This is a genomic window from Nonomuraea turcica (assembly GCF_030718205.1).
In the GTDB taxonomy this organism is placed as follows: domain Bacteria; phylum Actinomycetota; class Actinomycetes; order Streptosporangiales; family Streptosporangiaceae; genus Nonomuraea.
In genome coordinates, this window is record NZ_JAUZQF010000014.1 from 71219 (window position 1) to 85988 (window position 14770).

13 protein-coding genes and 1 pseudogene are annotated in these 14770 nt (G+C 71.2%); 6 read left to right on the forward strand and 8 right to left on the reverse strand.

The window, feature by feature from the left end; genetic code table 11:
• Positions 1-96 precede the first annotated feature (96 nt).
• Both Q9G87_RS32835 and Q9G87_RS32840 read left to right on the forward strand, forming a co-directional pair.
• Positions 97-612 carry an XdhC family protein gene (locus Q9G87_RS32835; protein ID WP_305920416.1) on the forward strand — a complete coding sequence of 172 codons (516 nt, stop codon included), beginning with the start codon at positions 97-99 and terminating at the stop codon, positions 610-612.
• 215 nt (positions 613-827) lie between these two features.
• Positions 828-1526, forward strand: coding sequence for a DUF998 domain-containing protein (locus Q9G87_RS32840; protein ID WP_305920417.1), 699 nt, complete (start codon positions 828-830; stop codon positions 1524-1526).
• Here Q9G87_RS32840 and Q9G87_RS32845 read toward each other — a convergent pair.
• A complete protein-coding gene (locus tag Q9G87_RS32845; RefSeq protein WP_305920418.1) occupies positions 1484-2254 on the reverse strand; it encodes a DUF2267 domain-containing protein in 771 nt (256 codons plus the stop codon). The genes Q9G87_RS32840 and Q9G87_RS32845 overlap by 43 nt on opposite strands.
• A 74-nt stretch (positions 2255-2328) precedes the next feature.
• Positions 2329-5643 (reverse strand): S8 family serine peptidase, encoded by a 3315-nt coding sequence (locus Q9G87_RS32850; RefSeq protein ID WP_305920419.1) that lies wholly within the window; start codon positions 5641-5643, stop codon positions 2329-2331.
• 216 nt (positions 5644-5859) lie between these two features.
• On the opposite strand from Q9G87_RS32850, the gene Q9G87_RS32855 reads away from it, so the two are divergent.
• Positions 5860-6846, forward strand: a complete 987-nt coding sequence (locus tag Q9G87_RS32855) for a helix-turn-helix transcriptional regulator (RefSeq protein WP_305920420.1) — start codon at positions 5860-5862, stop codon at positions 6844-6846.
• A 61-nt stretch (positions 6847-6907) separates the two neighbouring features.
• On the opposite strand, the gene Q9G87_RS32860 is transcribed toward Q9G87_RS32855, so the two are convergent.
• The 5 genes from Q9G87_RS32860 to Q9G87_RS32880 form a co-directional block, all read right to left on the reverse strand.
• Positions 6908-7732, reverse strand: coding sequence for a PIG-L family deacetylase (locus tag Q9G87_RS32860; protein WP_305920421.1), 825 nt, complete (start codon positions 7730-7732; stop codon positions 6908-6910).
• A gap of 104 nt (positions 7733-7836) precedes the next feature.
• On the reverse strand, positions 7837-8757 hold the full coding sequence (locus tag Q9G87_RS32865; RefSeq protein WP_305920422.1) for a tyrosine-type recombinase/integrase: 921 nt from the start codon (positions 8755-8757) through the stop codon (positions 7837-7839).
• 263 nt (positions 8758-9020) lie between these two features.
• Positions 9021-9287, reverse strand: a complete 267-nt coding sequence (locus Q9G87_RS32870; protein ID WP_305920423.1) for a hypothetical protein — start codon at positions 9285-9287, stop codon at positions 9021-9023.
• Positions 9277-10668, reverse strand: coding sequence for a tetratricopeptide repeat protein (locus Q9G87_RS32875; RefSeq protein WP_305920424.1), 1392 nt, complete (start codon positions 10666-10668; stop codon positions 9277-9279). The genes Q9G87_RS32870 and Q9G87_RS32875 overlap by 11 nt, the downstream gene beginning before the upstream one ends.
• A gap of 9 nt (positions 10669-10677) precedes the next feature.
• The gene (locus Q9G87_RS32880; RefSeq protein ID WP_305920425.1) at positions 10678-11334 is read right to left on the reverse strand and encodes a TetR/AcrR family transcriptional regulator; all 657 of its coding nucleotides are present in this window, start codon (positions 11332-11334) and stop codon (positions 10678-10680) included.
• Between the two features lie 87 nt (positions 11335-11421).
• Between Q9G87_RS32880 and Q9G87_RS32885 the strand changes: the two genes are divergently transcribed.
• Positions 11422-12918 (forward strand): FAD-dependent monooxygenase, encoded by a 1497-nt coding sequence (locus Q9G87_RS32885; RefSeq protein WP_305920426.1) that lies wholly within the window; start codon positions 11422-11424, stop codon positions 12916-12918.
• Between the two features lie 16 nt (positions 12919-12934).
• On the opposite strand, the gene Q9G87_RS32890 is transcribed toward Q9G87_RS32885, so the two are convergent.
• The gene (locus tag Q9G87_RS32890) at positions 12935-13216 is read right to left on the reverse strand and encodes a PNPOx family protein (RefSeq protein WP_305920427.1); all 282 of its coding nucleotides are present in this window, start codon (positions 13214-13216) and stop codon (positions 12935-12937) included.
• A 30-nt stretch (positions 13217-13246) separates the two neighbouring features.
• Here Q9G87_RS32890 and Q9G87_RS32895 point away from each other — a divergent pair, with 30 nt between their 5' ends.
• Both Q9G87_RS32895 and Q9G87_RS32900 read left to right on the forward strand, forming a co-directional pair.
• On the forward strand, positions 13247-13747 hold the full coding sequence (locus Q9G87_RS32895) for a TetR/AcrR family transcriptional regulator C-terminal domain-containing protein (RefSeq protein WP_371825859.1): 501 nt from the start codon (positions 13247-13249) through the stop codon (positions 13745-13747).
• 141 nt (positions 13748-13888) lie between these two features.
• A pseudogene (locus Q9G87_RS32900) lies at positions 13889-14640 on the forward strand (FAD-dependent monooxygenase); the annotation flags it as partial.
• Between the last annotated feature and the right edge of the window lie 130 nt (positions 14641-14770).

Sequence of the window (14770 nt, forward strand, 5' to 3'; positions counted from 1 at the left end):
GAAGAGAGAGTTTCGACCTTGTTTCGAGGCGGTGGCTGCCGGGTTTCCCGGCACGCGCTACGGCGCAGACGCGTCGCTTCGTGTCAGACTGCGGTTATGACCCACACCCATGACGAAGACCCGGCGTGTGAGGTGGCCCACAGTGAGGCTCCCGCAGAGGAGGCCGGGCGGACGCTGGTCGCCGTCTTCGCCTCCCCGGTGGCCGCCTGCCTGCTGAGGTTCGGTGCCGAGCTCGGCTACCGCACGGTCCTTCTCGAGCCCGATCCCGGGCGTCGCCTCGGCGGGTTCACGGCGGAGACCGAGATCGGCTCCTACGTCGACGCCACGGCCGATGTGGTGCTCACCGACCATCACCGCGAGGAGATCGGCCCCGTTCTTCGCGACCTGCTCAAGTCGCCCGCCCGGTGGATCGGCATCATGGGCAGTCCCCGCCATACCGGGCCACACGTGCAGGCGCTGACCGACCTGGGTGTGCCGCCGGAGGAGATCGCCCGGGTGCACCGGCCCATCGGGCTCAACATCGGCTCCCGTACTCCTCCTGAGATCGCCCTCGCCACCCTGGCCGGGTTGATCGCCGACCGCAACGGGCGCCCCGGCGGCTTCGCCTTCTGAGGTGTCGTACGCACCGGCGGCGAAGTCGGTCGATGCCGCCGGCCAATCCGGTGCGCGGAGTTCCCCTCAGGACGCGTTGCGGGTGTTGATGTCAGCGTTGGGCGATGCCCCTTGCGGGACAGCGACCGTCGCTGGAACGGATGTCCGGTAAGGGCAGGTCGTCTCGACGTCTCCGATGAGGGCGCCACCTGGGCGCCACTTCGAAAGGAGAGCCGATGTCACACATGCCACAGCAGACCGCGTCCCCGGGAACACGGGACTCCCTGACCGCTCGTCTGCTGGCCTGCGGCCTGGTTGTCGGCCCGTTGTTCGTGGTGGTGGTTTTGGTGCAGGCGGTCACTCGCGAAGGGTTCGACCTGACGTACCACCCGATCAGTCTGCTGAGTCTGGGGGAGCGGGGGTGGATTCAGATCGCCGACTTCGTCGTGGCCGGCCTGCTGTGCGTGGCCTTCGCCGTCGGAGTGCGGCGGATGCTGGGACGGGGGCGGGGAGGCACGTGGGGACCGCGGCTGATCGCGCTCACCGGCATGGGGATGATCATGGCGGGGGTCTTCACCAGCGATCCGGGCGCCGGGTTCCCGCCCGGCGCCCCGGCGGGGGCGCCGGCGTCGATGAGCTGGCACGGCATCCTGCACGAGGTCGGTTTCGCCGTGGTCTCGTTGTCGTGGCTCGCAGCCTGTTTCGTGCTCCTGCGCCGGTTCGCCGCGCTGAAGCGCCGGGCGTGGGTCGCGGCCTGCGTGCTGGCCCCGGTCGCGGTCGTCGTGCTGGTCGCGTGGCCTGACCTGGACGGGTTGAGCGTGCGGCTGGTGGTCGCGTCGGCGATGCAGTTCGAGTTCCTGTTCGCCTTGGCGGCGGACCTGCTGCGCAGCCGTCAGGAACGTGAGAGCAGAGGTGCGTATTCGCTGGGCAGGTGATCCGTCACGTCGAGGAACTCCTCGTGGGGGATGGACTCGCGCAACGTGGTGAAGACGGCCAGGGCGTGTTCGCGGGCGGTCTCCGGCGGGACGTCCTCGCGCTCGGCGATCCGGCGTATGAACTCCTCCACCGGCATGCGGGTCGGCTTCACGGTCACGCCGCGTTTCAGCGGCGCGTGCAGTTGGACGGGTAGCCGGGTGATCAGGTCCTCGACCTCGCCGGGGGTGATGCGTTCTGCGAGGGTTTCCAGCACCGCCTCGGTGGCGCGGTGTGCGCCGGCACGGTCAAGGCCGGCGCGTCCGGCCACCGCGTCCAGGAACCGCCCGGCGGGGACGATCTCGATGGGCTGGTGCCGAGCCTCCGCGAGCAGGGGCGCGAAGTCGTGGGGGAGGTCGGCCGCCAGGTAGGCGATCTCGTCGGGGCTCACGGTCTGCCCCAGAGCCCAGAAGACGGCGCGGGCGTGCCGATCGGCTGTTTCGAGGTCCACGCCTTCGCGCTCCGCTACGCGGTGGAGGAACTCGTCGGCGTCGAAGGGTTCGGGGGTGCTTTCGGAATACAGCAGCCGCATCATTTCCGGCGGGACCTCGCCCATCAAATCGTGGCTCTGTTCCGTCGACAGCCGCTCGGACAGGGTCTGGAGCGTGGCTTCCACGGCGCGGCCGGCGGACTCGGCGCCGCCTTGCCCGATCCGCCGGCCCACGATCTTGACGAACTGCTCGTAGTCCATGTCCACCCCCGTACCGGTCAGCTACCCCGGAAGGGGCGCGGGCGTACCACCCGCGCCCCTGATGCTTCGGCGGCCTACCGCTTGACCGTGAAGTGCCCGGTGAGCGGCCCCAGGCCGACGGTGTACGTGCCGGGTTCGGCGCGCCGCACGTCGAAGGAGACCCAGGTGCCGCGGCCGGCCCGCACGGGGATGCCGCGCCGCTGGTCCACCTCGCCGTCGACGCGCAGCACGGCCGCGTACTCGCCGTCCTGTTCGCCCACGTTCTTCACCCACGCCTGGACCCGCACCCGGCCGGAGCGCGAGACCTCGGGCGTCACGTCCAGGTCGCTCACCGCGAACAGCGCCTCGGGACCGGCGACGCGGTCGTGCAGGAACACGTCGCTGCGCCGGTTGGTGTCGCCTTCGACGAGGTTGGCCGAGGTGCTCTCGTACACCACGTACCGGCCGTCGTCGCTGATCGACGGCAGGTCGGACCAGCCGTCGCCGTCGGCGCCCTTCGGCCCGGCCGAGAGGCGTTCGGTGACGCCGGTCGCGAGGTTGCGGACGAACACGTCGTTGAACCGGTTCGTGTCGCCGGCGACCAGCTTGGCCGAGTCGCTGTAGAAGGCGACCGTCCGGCCGTCGGCGCTGAGGTTGGGGGCGAAGGGCATGCCGTCGGCCTCACTGCCGTCGGCGGCCACCGACACCAGCTCGGAGGTGTGCGTGGTCAGGTCGTGCACGTACAGCTGGCCGAGGCCCACGCCGTTGCTGAAGGCGACGTGCCGGCCGCCGGCGCTGATCACCGGCCCAGTGGTGGGCGTGTCCGGGTGCGGGCCCGTGACACGCTCCACCGTGCCGGTCTGCCGGTCGCGGACGAAGACGTCGATCACGCCGTTGGAGTCCCCGGGCACCACGGTGGAGGCGTCGCTCTGGAAGGCGACGTACCGGCCGTCGGCGCTGATCGTGGCCTCGCGGGAGTGCCCGTCGAGCTGGCTGCCGTCCGCCGCGGCGGAGATCCGCTCGGTGGTACCCGTCTGGCGGTCGCGGACGAACACGTCGGTGCGGTCGTTCGTGTCGCCGGCCACCAGGTTGGCCGCGTCGCTGATGAACACCGCGAAGCGGCCGTCGCCGCTGAGGCGCGGCGAGCCGGACAGTCCGTCCCCCTGGACGCCCTCGGACGACACCGAGACCCGCTCGGTCGTCCCGGTCTGCCGGTCGTGGACGAACGCGTCGGTCTGCCCGTTCGTGTCCCCGGGAACGAGGTTCGTCGCTCCGCTGTTGAAGCCGGCGAAGCGGCCGTTCCCGCTGATCGTCGGCGACAGCGAGAAACCGTCGGCCAGGCCGCCGCCGGACGGCACCGAGACCCGCTCGGTCGTCCTGGTACGGAGGTCTGTGGCGAAGATGTCCAGCTCGCCGTTGGTGTCGCCGTCGCCCAGGTTGGAGGCCGGGCTGGCGAAGACGACCACGCTGCCGTCGCCGCTCAGCTCCGGCCACCACGCGTCGCTGTTGGGCTGCCGCCCGTCCGAGCCCAGCGACACCCGCTCGGTGGCGGGCCGCCGCGGCAGCGTCAGGTCGGCGGTCCTGCTGCCCACGGAGGTCTGTACGGGCTCCGACCTGGACACGCCGGGGGCGTGCGCGGCGATCCGGTAATCGCCGTCGGGGACGTTCTCGATCACGTACCGGCCGTCCCTGTTCGTCGTCGCGGCCAACTGGTCGGGCACGTCGAGCACCGTCACCGTGGCACCGGGCACGCTCGCCCCGGTCGGGCCGTACACCACCCGCCCCGAGATCGTGCCCCACCGCGTGCGCTCCATGGCCAGGCGCACGCCGGAGAGACGGTCGGCGACGACGCGCACGGTGGCGCTCCGCTGCTTGTAGCCGAACCTGGACAGTGTCAGCTCGTGCGTGCCGACGGGCAGCCGCAGCTCGAAGTGGCCGTCCGCGCCCGTCTGGACGGCCCGGCCGTCCGCCCTGGCGACCGTCACGCCTGCCAGCGGGCGGCGGGTGCGTTCGTCGGTGACCGTGCCCTGCACGCCACTCTTGAGCGCCGCCTCTGCGACGGCGGCGTAGGCGTCGATGCGGCCGTGGCCGACGCGCGGGTTCGGGCGGGCGCCGTAGCGGTCGTCGGAGACCGACGTGCCCGCCAGGATCTCCAGCGCCGCGTCCACGCCCAGGTCCGGGCGGGCCTCGCGCATGAGGGCGACCGTGCCCGCCACGTGCGGGGTCGCCATCGAGGTGCCGTCCAGCATGCCGTACGCGCCGCCGGGCAGGGCCGACAGCACGTCCACGCCGGGCGCCGACACATCCGGTACGACGTACGAGTCCGGCCACTCGGCGGGCGCGGCGAACCAGTCGTCTCGCTTGACCACGCCGCCGCAGGAGAACTCCGGCACCTCGTCGTTGACATCGGTCGCGCCCACGGACACCGCCTCATGCACGTTGCCCGGGCTGCCGGACTGTCCCGGCGCGCAGTCGTTGCCGATGGCGAAGGCGGGGAACGCGCCGGCGAGGTAGATGTTCCTGGTCGGCTCGATCAGCTCGTCGGCGTACCCCTCGGCGCCCAGCGACATGTTGATCACGTCGGCCGGCCGGCCCGCGGGGGTGCCGTCGGCCGCGTACGGGGCCAGCGCCCACTGCATGCCGGCGACCACCTGGGCGAGCGTGCCCCGGCCGCCGGGGATGACCAGCCCGGCCATCAGCTCGGCGCCGGGCGCCACGCCGATCTGCGTGCCGGAGGCGTTCCCGCCCGCGATCGTGCCCGCCACGTGCGTGCCGTGGTAGCTGCTGTCATGCGGCTCGGTCGCCACCGGCTTGCCGTCCGGGCCGAACTCGATCCAGCCGCCCGGATGCTTCGGGTCCGCCGCGTCGGCGCTGACGAGCCTGCCCTTCAGGTCGGGGTGGCCGACGTCGACGCCGGTGTCCAGCACCGCGACGCGTACGCCCTTGCCGGTGAGGCCGCGCTCGCCCCGCACCCGGTCGGCGCCGATCTTGGCGATGCCCCAGGTCGTGGCCTCAGCTGCGGTAGCTGTGCTCTTCTCTGGTTCGGGTGCGGTGAGGGTGAAGTTCGGGATGATCCGGTCGACCAGGTCGAGCGCCGCCAGCGCCTCCAGGGTGTCGGGCGTGGCGCGCACCAAGACCATGTTCTTCAGCCAGAACGTGTTGAGCACCTGGTCGCCGCGCGATTCGACGAGCTGGACGACAGGGTCCTGGGTGGCCTCGGCGCTCGCGGCCAGCTCGGCCCGCGCGGCGGCTCGGCTCTGCGAGCCGTCCAGCGTGGGCGGTGGGGTGCGCAGGACCACGGCGGCTTCGACGCGTCCGCTTCTCAGCTGCGCGGTCAGCTTGGGGTCGATCTTCGGGCCCGGCTTCGGATCCGTGCTCGCGGCCGCCGCGATGTGGGGCGTCACCAGCATGCCGAGCAGGACAGCCGATAAGACGCATAAGAGGGCGGAAAGCAGCAGGCGTCTGGGGGATCGGCGAGGGGATGGCGGCATGACGCTCCTTCGTTCAGGTGCCGCGAGGGACTGCTGCTGATGAACGCTGACATTTCCGGCCATTCCCTGACAAGATCAGTGGGTGACGACTTTCTGTCATGTGACGTAAACCCGACAGGAAGGGGGAGGGCGGCCGTGCTGGAGGCGATAGGTCTCGAACCTCAGGACGAGGAGGTGTACGACGCGCTCGTCCGGCGTACCCAAGCCACGGTGACGGAGATCGTCCACGACTGCCATCTCCCCGCGTCGGCCGCCAGGCGCATCCTGCAGTCGCTGGTCGAGCTCGGCCTGGCCACCCGCTCGACCGGGCGGCCCGTGCGCTACGTTGCCGTCTCGCCCGACAGCAGCCTGGAGGCCATCCTGCGCGAGCGGGAACGCCAGCTGGACGGGGTCCGTACGCACATCAGGGCGCTCATGGACGTCTACCGCGCCAGCACTCGTTTCGCCCATCCCGGCGAGCTGATCGAGGTGATCTCGGGGCGCGACGAGGTCAACCACCGGTGGGTGCAGCTGCAGCAGGACACCCGATTCCAGATGCGCGGGTTCGACCGGCCGCCGTACGCCGACCCGCAGGAGCACACCGAGTCCAACCCGATCGAGCTCCAACTCCTCAAACGGGGCGTCAAGTACCGCGTGATCTACGACACCAGCGTGCTGGAGCTGCCCGGCTGGCTGGAGGACGTCACGGCCGGGATGCGGCACGGTGAACAGGCCAGGATCGCCGCGGACCTGCCGATGAAGCTGGCCATCTCCGACGACCGGCTGGCGATCATCCCGTTGCTGCGGGCCGGGGACAGCGTGGTCGCCGCGTCGTACCTGATCCACGCGTCGCCGCTGCTCGACGCGCTGGTCGCGTTGTTCGAGGCGGTGTGGGAGCGCAGCGTGCCGGTCCGGCTGACCGGGTCGGGTGCGGAGCCGGCGCCCGAGGGCGGGGAGTTGTCACGGGAGGAGGAGCGGCTGCTCACGCTGCTGGCGTCGGGGGCGACCGACAAGGCCGCCGGGCGGGCGTTGGGGTGGAGCGAACGTACGGTGCAGCGGCACATCACCAAGCTGATGCGCCGCCTCGGAGCGCGAACCCGCTTCCAGGTCGCGATGGAGGCCACCCGCCGCGGCTGGATCTGACACGCCCACCCCGCCACGCAGAGCGGCGCCGCCGGTCAGAATATTCGGGATGCCTTGCGGCCTAGCCGTCACGCAGGCCCGCGAACAGGTCCTCCTCGTGGTCGGGGACGCTCACCTTGCTCAGCACCCGCTCGAACGCCTCATGCGAGAACGCCTGCTCCTGGGCCTCCTGCGGCATGCGGAACAGGAAGATGTTCTCCCCCTGGCTTTCGTGGGCCCTGATCGCCTTGAGCTTGCGTTCGATGTAGGGCGTGACGTCGACGACGCTCGTGACGCGCTCGTCCGGCGTGCCGAAGTCGTCGGACGGCTCGAAGCCGAGGTCGATCCCGTGCTCGCGCATCATCTCGAACATGCGCTTGATGGCGGCCCGGGGGATGGCCGTGTAGTAGAACTTGTCGGGGATGCCGGTCGACTCCACCGCCGCGGCCGTGATGCGGTGGGCCTGGACGTGGTCCGGGTGGCCATATCCGCCGCCGCCCGTCTCGTCGTAGGTCACCACCACCTGGGGGCGGTAGTGCTCCATCAGCGCGGCGAGCCTGCCCGCGGCCTCCTCGACGGGCACGTTGGCGAACGCGTCGGGATGGCTGTTGGCCGTCCAGCCTTCCATGCCCGAGTCGCGGTAGCCGAGCAGCTCCAGGTGGTCGATGCCCAGGTGAGCGACCGACTCGCGCAGCTCGGCGAGCCGGCGCGCGGCCACTGCCGCGTCATCGTGCCCCGCCTCGCCCGGTTTGATGCCGTCCTGGTCATCGCCCTGCTCGCCGTTGGTGCAGGTGACCAGGACCGTGCGGATGCCCTCTTCGGTGTAGCGGGCCAGGATGCCGCCGGTGCTGAGGCACTCGTCGTCGGGGTGGGCGTGCACGACCATGAGGGTGAGTTGCCGATCCATGTGCCGAAACACTACCGGTCGCCCCCGACAATCCCGGGCCCGCCCAACCCTGAACCGCCCCACCCGCTCCGGTGTGGGGTGCGGTCAGGACAGGGCGGCTCAGGTCAGGGGCGTGGTGGCGGGGACGGCATGGCCTTGGCGTCTTCCAGGAGGTCGGTGACGGTGGCGGCGCGCAGCATGTGCGGGTGCAGGTCGCGGGCCCGCTGCTCCGGGACCCCGCCGGCCAGTGCCGCGTCGGCGAGCGCGCCCCTGAGCCAGTCGAGGTCCACAGGGCGGCCATCCGATCGCCTGATCAGCGGCTCGCCGGCGGGGCGGCTGGCGCACAACACACGCAGCAGCGGGCGGGCCAGCGGCGAGACGGGGAAGGCGACGACGTCGTCCCGGCCATGATGCACGGTGATGACGGCGGGCCGGCTGCCGCCGGCCACGCTGTGAACGTCCTGCCGGGTCAGGCCGGCCAGCGCGTCCACGGCGGCGCCGGTGAGCTCCAGCAGCGCGACCGCGGCGGCCTCGGCCGTGCGGCCGTCGGCGGCCAGGCGCGCGATGCCCTGGCGCAGCTGCCGGCGCTCATCCCTGGTGAGCGTACGCGTGCCGGCGCCGCGGCGGTTCCTGGCCACCTGCTGGCCGGGGACCTGGTTGTGCCGTACCACGCCGCACTGCCAGGCGAAGGTGTAGAAGGACAGCAGGACGGAACGTTTCCTGGCCACCGTCCTGCTCGCCAACGGCCTGCGAGTGAGCGCGCCGGTGCGGGCCACCTCGCAGTAGGCGTCCAGCTGGGCTCCGGTGACGGCGAGGAGTTCGAGCGCCGGCTCCGTGTCGCGCAGCCAGCTCAGGAACGACGCCAGCACCTGCAAACCGACCTGCCGCGTGGCCGCGGAGGGTTTGCCGTGCAGCCAGGCGGCCACCGTGCGCCAGGCCAGCGGGTCCAGCGCGTCGACCAGGTCGACGTCGCCACCGGCCGCCTCGCCCCCGTCCCGCGGCCGCCGGCGAGGTCGCAGACCGGGCAGCTGCCCGACGCTGGTCACACCGGACGGAGGCGGCGGAACCCGCCCCGCCCCAGTCATATCGGACGTGGGCGGTGGGATCTGTCCCGCACCCGTCCCGTCGGACGCGGGCGGGGGGATCCGCCCCGCCTCCGTCACGTCGGATACGGGCGGCACCTGCCCCGCCACCGGCACATCGGGAACAGAGGGCTGACCAAGAGGCGGTGGGAGCTGACCGGCGCTCGTCACGCCGGGAGGAAGCGCCGTGGTGGGGGTCGGTTCCGTGCGGTCTCCTCGACGCATGGTCAGCATGCGACCGGGCCGGCGCCCGCGCGCGTGAACCCGGCCATGGCGCGCGAACATGCCGCACGATCTGGCGTGGTGTTGAAGGGCGGGACGCCGGTACGGATGGGCATCCGCGAACGCGGCACGAGGATCAGGGGGGCGGCCGTCGCGAGAGCATGGCGATCACGACGGCCTGAGCCTGGCAGCAGACCGATCATGATCTCGATCTTCTCACGGAACGCGACGTGCCACATGCGCCCCGGCGACATCCGCGCCTCAGGCGGCACACACAAGCTCCCCGGCGCGCAGCCGGGCGGCCGCCGCGGCGGCCCGGTCGCCCAGGACATCGGCGAGCGCCGCCTGCTTGAGCCAGTTGTACGGACTGCACGGCCGCACGTTGATCCGCTCGCTCACCAGCACCCGCGCCACCTCCCGCGCCCCGGCCCGCAGTGCCGCCTCCAGCAACGTCTTCTGCACGGCGTCGCGCTGCGCGTGGCTGCCGCCGAACTCGTTGATCCGATGCCGGATCGGATACAGCAGATCCACCACCGACGCGTAATCGCCCCGCCCGAACGCCACGATCGCCCGGCACACCGGCAGCCCCACCCGCAGTGTCATGTCCTGGTTGGTCACCCCGGGCTGCGGCGCCAGCACGTACGCCTCCCGCGAGGCGATCAGCTTCTCCGCGTCTCCCACCCGGCCGGCGCCTACGTACGACATGACCGCGTGCATGTCGTTGAAGGCGTAGAACGGCTCGGCCACCCGCACCGGCCATGCCTCGGCCAGCGCCCGCCAGCGCTCGTGCTGCTCCCATCCCTCCAGATGGAGCCGCCACAGCAGCGCGGCCGCGTCGAGCAGCTCCATGCACGACTGCCCGTCGGCCAGCACCGAGTCGTAGATCGCCAGCGCCCGCGGCACGTCGCCGGCCTCCAGCGCGTACAGACAGTAGTGCCACCACGTGTGGATGTTGAAGAACGTCCCGCTCGACCAGTCCGGCAGCCGCGCGTCCAGGTAGCGCAGACCGTCGCCGAACCTGCCCTGCATCTCGTAGGTGTGCACGACCGCGTGGATGCCCCACACGTCGCGCGCGTTGAGCTCGACCGCCCGCAGCCCGACTTCCTCGGAGCGGTCGTAGTGCCCGGCCTCCTCGAGGCCGAAGGCGTACATGCCCAGCAGATGCCCGAAATGCGGGTCATCCTCGCACCAGGCACTGAGTGCTCCGCCGATCCGGTCGCGGAGCGAGCGGGCGTCACCGGTGAAGAAGTCGATCTGGTGCCCGGCGGCCAGGGCCAGCGCGTCGCGCGGATGCGCCAGCGCGATCTCGCCCAGCAGCCTCCCGCAGGTCAGGAAGTCGCCGTCGAGCAGCGCCCGCACGGCCGTCAGGTGCGCGCGCTCGCGCGGCAGCAGCGACGACTCCTCGATCCTGCGGCGGAACGCCCCGAACCGCGCCCGCGCCGTGCGCGCGTCCTCCACCTCGGTGGTCAGCAGCCCGAGGTACGCCGCCAGGACGTTGCCCATCGGGAAGTCCGGCGACTCGGCCAGCGCCGCGTTGGCCTCGGCGTCGACCTCCACCCGGAAGTGCAGCAACTCGTCGATCGCCCGATCGTAGTGCCGGATCGCGGCGGCGCTCGCCCCGGTCATCGCCAGGCCGTGCTGATCGTTGGTCACCGATCCACTCTAAGGTCCTGGCCCCTCGGGGAGCCAAGCACCTTGGAGCAGTCCGTTCGCCAGCAGCGCGAACGCGTGTTCCGCGTCGGCCACCGCACCCGCGTAGCGCTCGTCGGCCGGCTCCCCGTAGGCCAGGCGTCCGGCGTTGTCCTGCGCCAGCGCCCACTGGACGGCGACGATTTGGACGGCGGCCAACCGCGCCGTGAGTTCCGGAGTATCCGCCGTTTCCTGCAAGGCCTGGGCAAGTGCGCGCTCGGCGCCGGTCTTGAACCGTTCCATCCGGGCCACCAGTGAGGGCGCGTCGAGGATCATCCGGTGGAGCCTCCGCACCTGGGGCGCGTCGTTGAGCCCGGTGATCGGGTCCCGCTCGCGCAGCCCCTTGAGGAAGTGCTCGCGCAGCGCCGTCAGGGGGTCGGTGCGGGGCGGGCGGGCCCGCACGACGCGTGCGGATTCGGTCTCGTGGTCGGCGAGGCGATGCACCACGAGGTCTTCCTTCGTCGGGAAGTAGGCGAAGAGCGTGCGTTTGGACACCTCGGCCGCCTCGGCCACCTGAGCCACCGAGACCTGGTTGAAGCCGTGCTCGAGGAACAGCGTGATCGCCGCATCGGAGATCGCTGCGTGGGTCCGCTGCTTCTTGCGTTCCCGCAGTCCTGGCTTGCCGTCCACGGCATTACCGTAGCAGAACGCTGCCCTGAGAGGATTTCTGCACCTGGTATATTTTTGCCTCGAGGCGAGGGATGAGAGGGAGTGACGATGGTGACGGAGAGCACGACTGAGGTGGTCGTCGCGGGGGCCGGCCCGACCGGGCTGATGCTGGCGTACGAACTGGCTCTGGCCGGGGTCGAGACCCTGGTGCTGGAGAAGCTGCCCCAGCGCATCGAGCAAGTGAAGGGCGGCGGGATTCAGCCCCGTACCGCTGAGCTGCTGGAATCGCGCGGGCTGCTGGAACCGCTGCTGCACCGGGCCATGCCGCATGATCCGGTCGGCGGGCACTTCGCGGCCCTTCCGGTGCCGTTGGACTGCACACCCTGGCAGACCAGGCACCCTTACCCGATCGCGATTCCTCAGTGGGGGATCGAGGAAGTGCTCGAAGAGCGGGCGATCGCCGCCGGCGCGCGGATCCTGCGCGGCACCGCCGTCTCAGGGGTCGAGCCGGACGACGACGGCGTGATCGTGACGGCGGACGGCCTGCGGGCGCGGGCACGCTACCTCGCGGCGTGCGACGGCGGCCACAGTACGGTGCGGAAACTGCTCGGGCTGCCGTTTCCCGGCAGGCCCGGGACCCATCAGGCGGTGCTGGCCGACATCCGCCTGTCCACCGTGTCGTCGCTGGTGCCGCAGCAGGTTGGACACCTGAGCACCCTGACCCGTCAAGCGGGCGGCTACTGGGCCATGCTGGTCCCCCTCGGCGGCGACCGATACCGGTTCACCTTCGGGCGCGCGGACCGGACGGACACTGCCACCGACATCCCCATCACCCCCGAGGAGATCACTGCCGCGCTCCAGGCCCTGTACGGCCACGAGACCACCCTCGGCGCCGTGGACAACTCCTCGCGGTTCAGCGACGCCACTCGGCAACTGGAGCACTATCGCGTGGGCCGCGTCCTGTTCGCGGGCGACGCCGCACACATCCACCCGCCGCTGGGCGGCCAGGGCCTCAACCTCGGCATCCAGGACGCGTTCAACGTCGGGTGGAAACTGGCCGCAGCCGTCCAGGACCGGGCGCCGAGCGGCCTCCTCGACAGTTACCACGCCGAACGGCATCCGGTCGGAGCCCAGGTCCTGCATCACACGTCGGCGCAGCGCGTCCTGGCGGCTCCGAATCCGAGCGAGGACCTGGCCGCCCTGCGTGACATCTTCATCGACCTGCTGCGGCTGCCCGACACCAACCGCCTTCTCGCAGGACTGATGTCCGGCCTCTCGCTGCGCTACGAGCTGTCCGGGGACCATCCGCTCACCGGACAGCGCCTGCCGGACGCCGACCTGGTCACCGAAGCCGGCCCCACCCGGCTGTCGGCGCTGTTCGGCTCGGGGCACGCCGTCCTGCTGGATCTGGCCGGAACCGTCCCGGCCGGCCTCCGGCTCCCGCCACGCGTCGACCTCGTCCGTGCCACCTGCGCCGACGATCTGGGCGCCGCGGTCCTGCTCATCCGTCCCGACGGTTACGTCTGCTGGGCGGCGGACGACTCCGCCGCCTGCGGCGATGCCCTGCTCGCCGCAATCGCCGGCAACCTTGCCAGGGTGCACTGAGCCCGGAGGTCGATCGTCAGCCTGCGACCAGGTCCATACGGAGGAACTCGGTGATGCGGAGGATCCTCGGTGGACGTGCAATCTCATCGGGGAGGGCCTGCAACGCCTCGCCGGCCGCCAGGATGTTCTGCACCCAGTCGGACCGCGATCCATACACCAGAACGAAGAGGTAGCCGCCGTCGACAGGATGCGCATCGAGCGGCGTGCGGTACGTCGCGCCAGAGACGCGACCGACGTGAGTCAGCACCGGCCACATCCCGCCCGCGACAGCGGGAGGATGGAACACCCGCTTGTTCACGTGCCCCCACCACCGCTCAGCAGAGGTCGCGTGCTGGAAGCCGCGATCCGGGTCGCGGATCGCGGCGGCGTGGAAGCGATCACGATGCGACGGGTGGCGCAGGAACTGGGCGTGGAGGCGATCCGTGCGCGCGCTTTCTCCGCGCGTGCGGTCCTGTCGCAGCACAGCTGGGCTCTCGGGCTCATGGACTCCCGTCGCAACCCGGGGCCGGCGACGCTACGCCACCACGACGCGGTCCTCGGTGTCCTCCGGAGGGCGGGATTCACGCTTGTGATGGCCGCCCACGCTGTCTCCCTCATCGACAGCTACATCAGCGGGTTCGTCCTCCAGGAGCCGAACCTGCCGCTGACCACGCCGGACGAGGTCGATGAAGTGGCCGGCGGCATCCTCGAGCACCTGCAGGCGGACGAGTTGCCGTACCTCACCGAGATGATCGTCGACCACGCCCTGCAGCCGGGTTATGACGACACGAGCGAGTTCGGCTACGGCCCGGACCTGATCCTGGATGCGCTGGAAGCTCGCCGGAGGTAACCCACTCCGGCGACCGAGGCCAGAACCTGCAGGTGTGCGTGCCGCCGGACTACGCGGAGCAGCCTGCCGAAAGTCACCGTGCTGAATGGGGGTTTCATGATTGATGTGATCATTGCCGGTGGCGGACCGACCGGCTTGATGCTGGCCGACGGCACGCGGCTGCGCTCGCGCTACCTCGTCGGGTGCGACGGCGGCCGCAGCACGGTGCGCAAAGTGCTCGGCGTCGGCTTCCCCGGCGGGCCCTCCAAAGTCGAGACGCTGCTGGGCGAGATGGAGCTGACCGAGGATCCGGCGACGCGGCGCACATCCACCCGCCGACCGGCGGGCAGGGGCTCAACCTCGGTGTCCAGGACGCGTTCAACCTCGGCTGGAAACTGGCCGCCGAGGTCAACGGCTGGGCGCCGGAGGGGCTGCTGGACAGCTATCACACCGAACGGCACCCGGTGGCCGCCGCCGTGCTGGACAACACCCGCGCGCAGATGGAGCTGCTGTCCACCGAGCCGGGGCCCCAGTCAGTGCGCCGGCTGGTGGCGGAACTGATGGACTTCGAGGAGGTGAACCGGTACCTGATCGAGAAGATCACGGCGATCGGGGTCCGCTACGACTTCGGTGAGGGGCACGAACTGCTCGGCCGGCGGATGCGGGACGTGAAGCTGAAGCAGGGGCGCCTCTACGAGCTGACGCACGGGGGCCGCGGGCTGCTGCTCGACCAGACCGGCCGGCTCTCGGTGGCGGGCTGGGAGGATCGGGTCGACCACATCGTCGACTCCAGCGAGGAACTGGACGTGCCCGCGGCGCTGCTGCGGCCGGACGGCCACGTGGCGTGGATCGGAGACGATCAGCAGGATCTGCTCAGCCGGCTGCCCCAGTGGTTCGGCGCCGCCGTCAGCTGAACGCGCAGTCGTGGCACTGCAGGCCCGGGCGCCGCGCTGGCCGGGACCATGGCCGGCCAGGCGGCGATCACATTCGGCCCGGACAGGCGGCGATCAGTTCGGCAGCCCGGACAGGCGGGCGGCGCCGACG

What these genes read in the sequence shown, in the direction of transcription:
- Q9G87_RS32835 (WP_305920416.1), top strand. Translation starts at nt 97, where the DNA reads ATGACCCACACCCATGACGAAGACCCGGCGTGTGAGGTGGCCCACAGT.
- Q9G87_RS32840 (WP_305920417.1), top strand. Translation starts at nt 828, where the DNA reads ATGTCACACATGCCACAGCAGACCGCGTCCCCGGGAACACGGGACTCC.
- Q9G87_RS32845 (WP_305920418.1), bottom strand. Translation starts at nt 2,254, where the DNA reads ATGGACTACGAGCAGTTCGTCAAGATCGTGGGCCGGCGGATCGGGCAA.
- Q9G87_RS32850 (WP_305920419.1), bottom strand. Translation starts at nt 5,643, where the DNA reads ATGCTGGTGACGCCCCACATCGCGGCGGCCGCGAGCACGGATCCGAAG.
- Q9G87_RS32860 (WP_305920421.1), bottom strand. Translation starts at nt 7,732, where the DNA reads ATGGATCGGCAACTCACCCTCATGGTCGTGCACGCCCACCCCGACGAC.
- Q9G87_RS32885 (WP_305920426.1), top strand. Translation starts at nt 11,422, where the DNA reads ATGGTGACGGAGAGCACGACTGAGGTGGTCGTCGCGGGGGCCGGCCCG.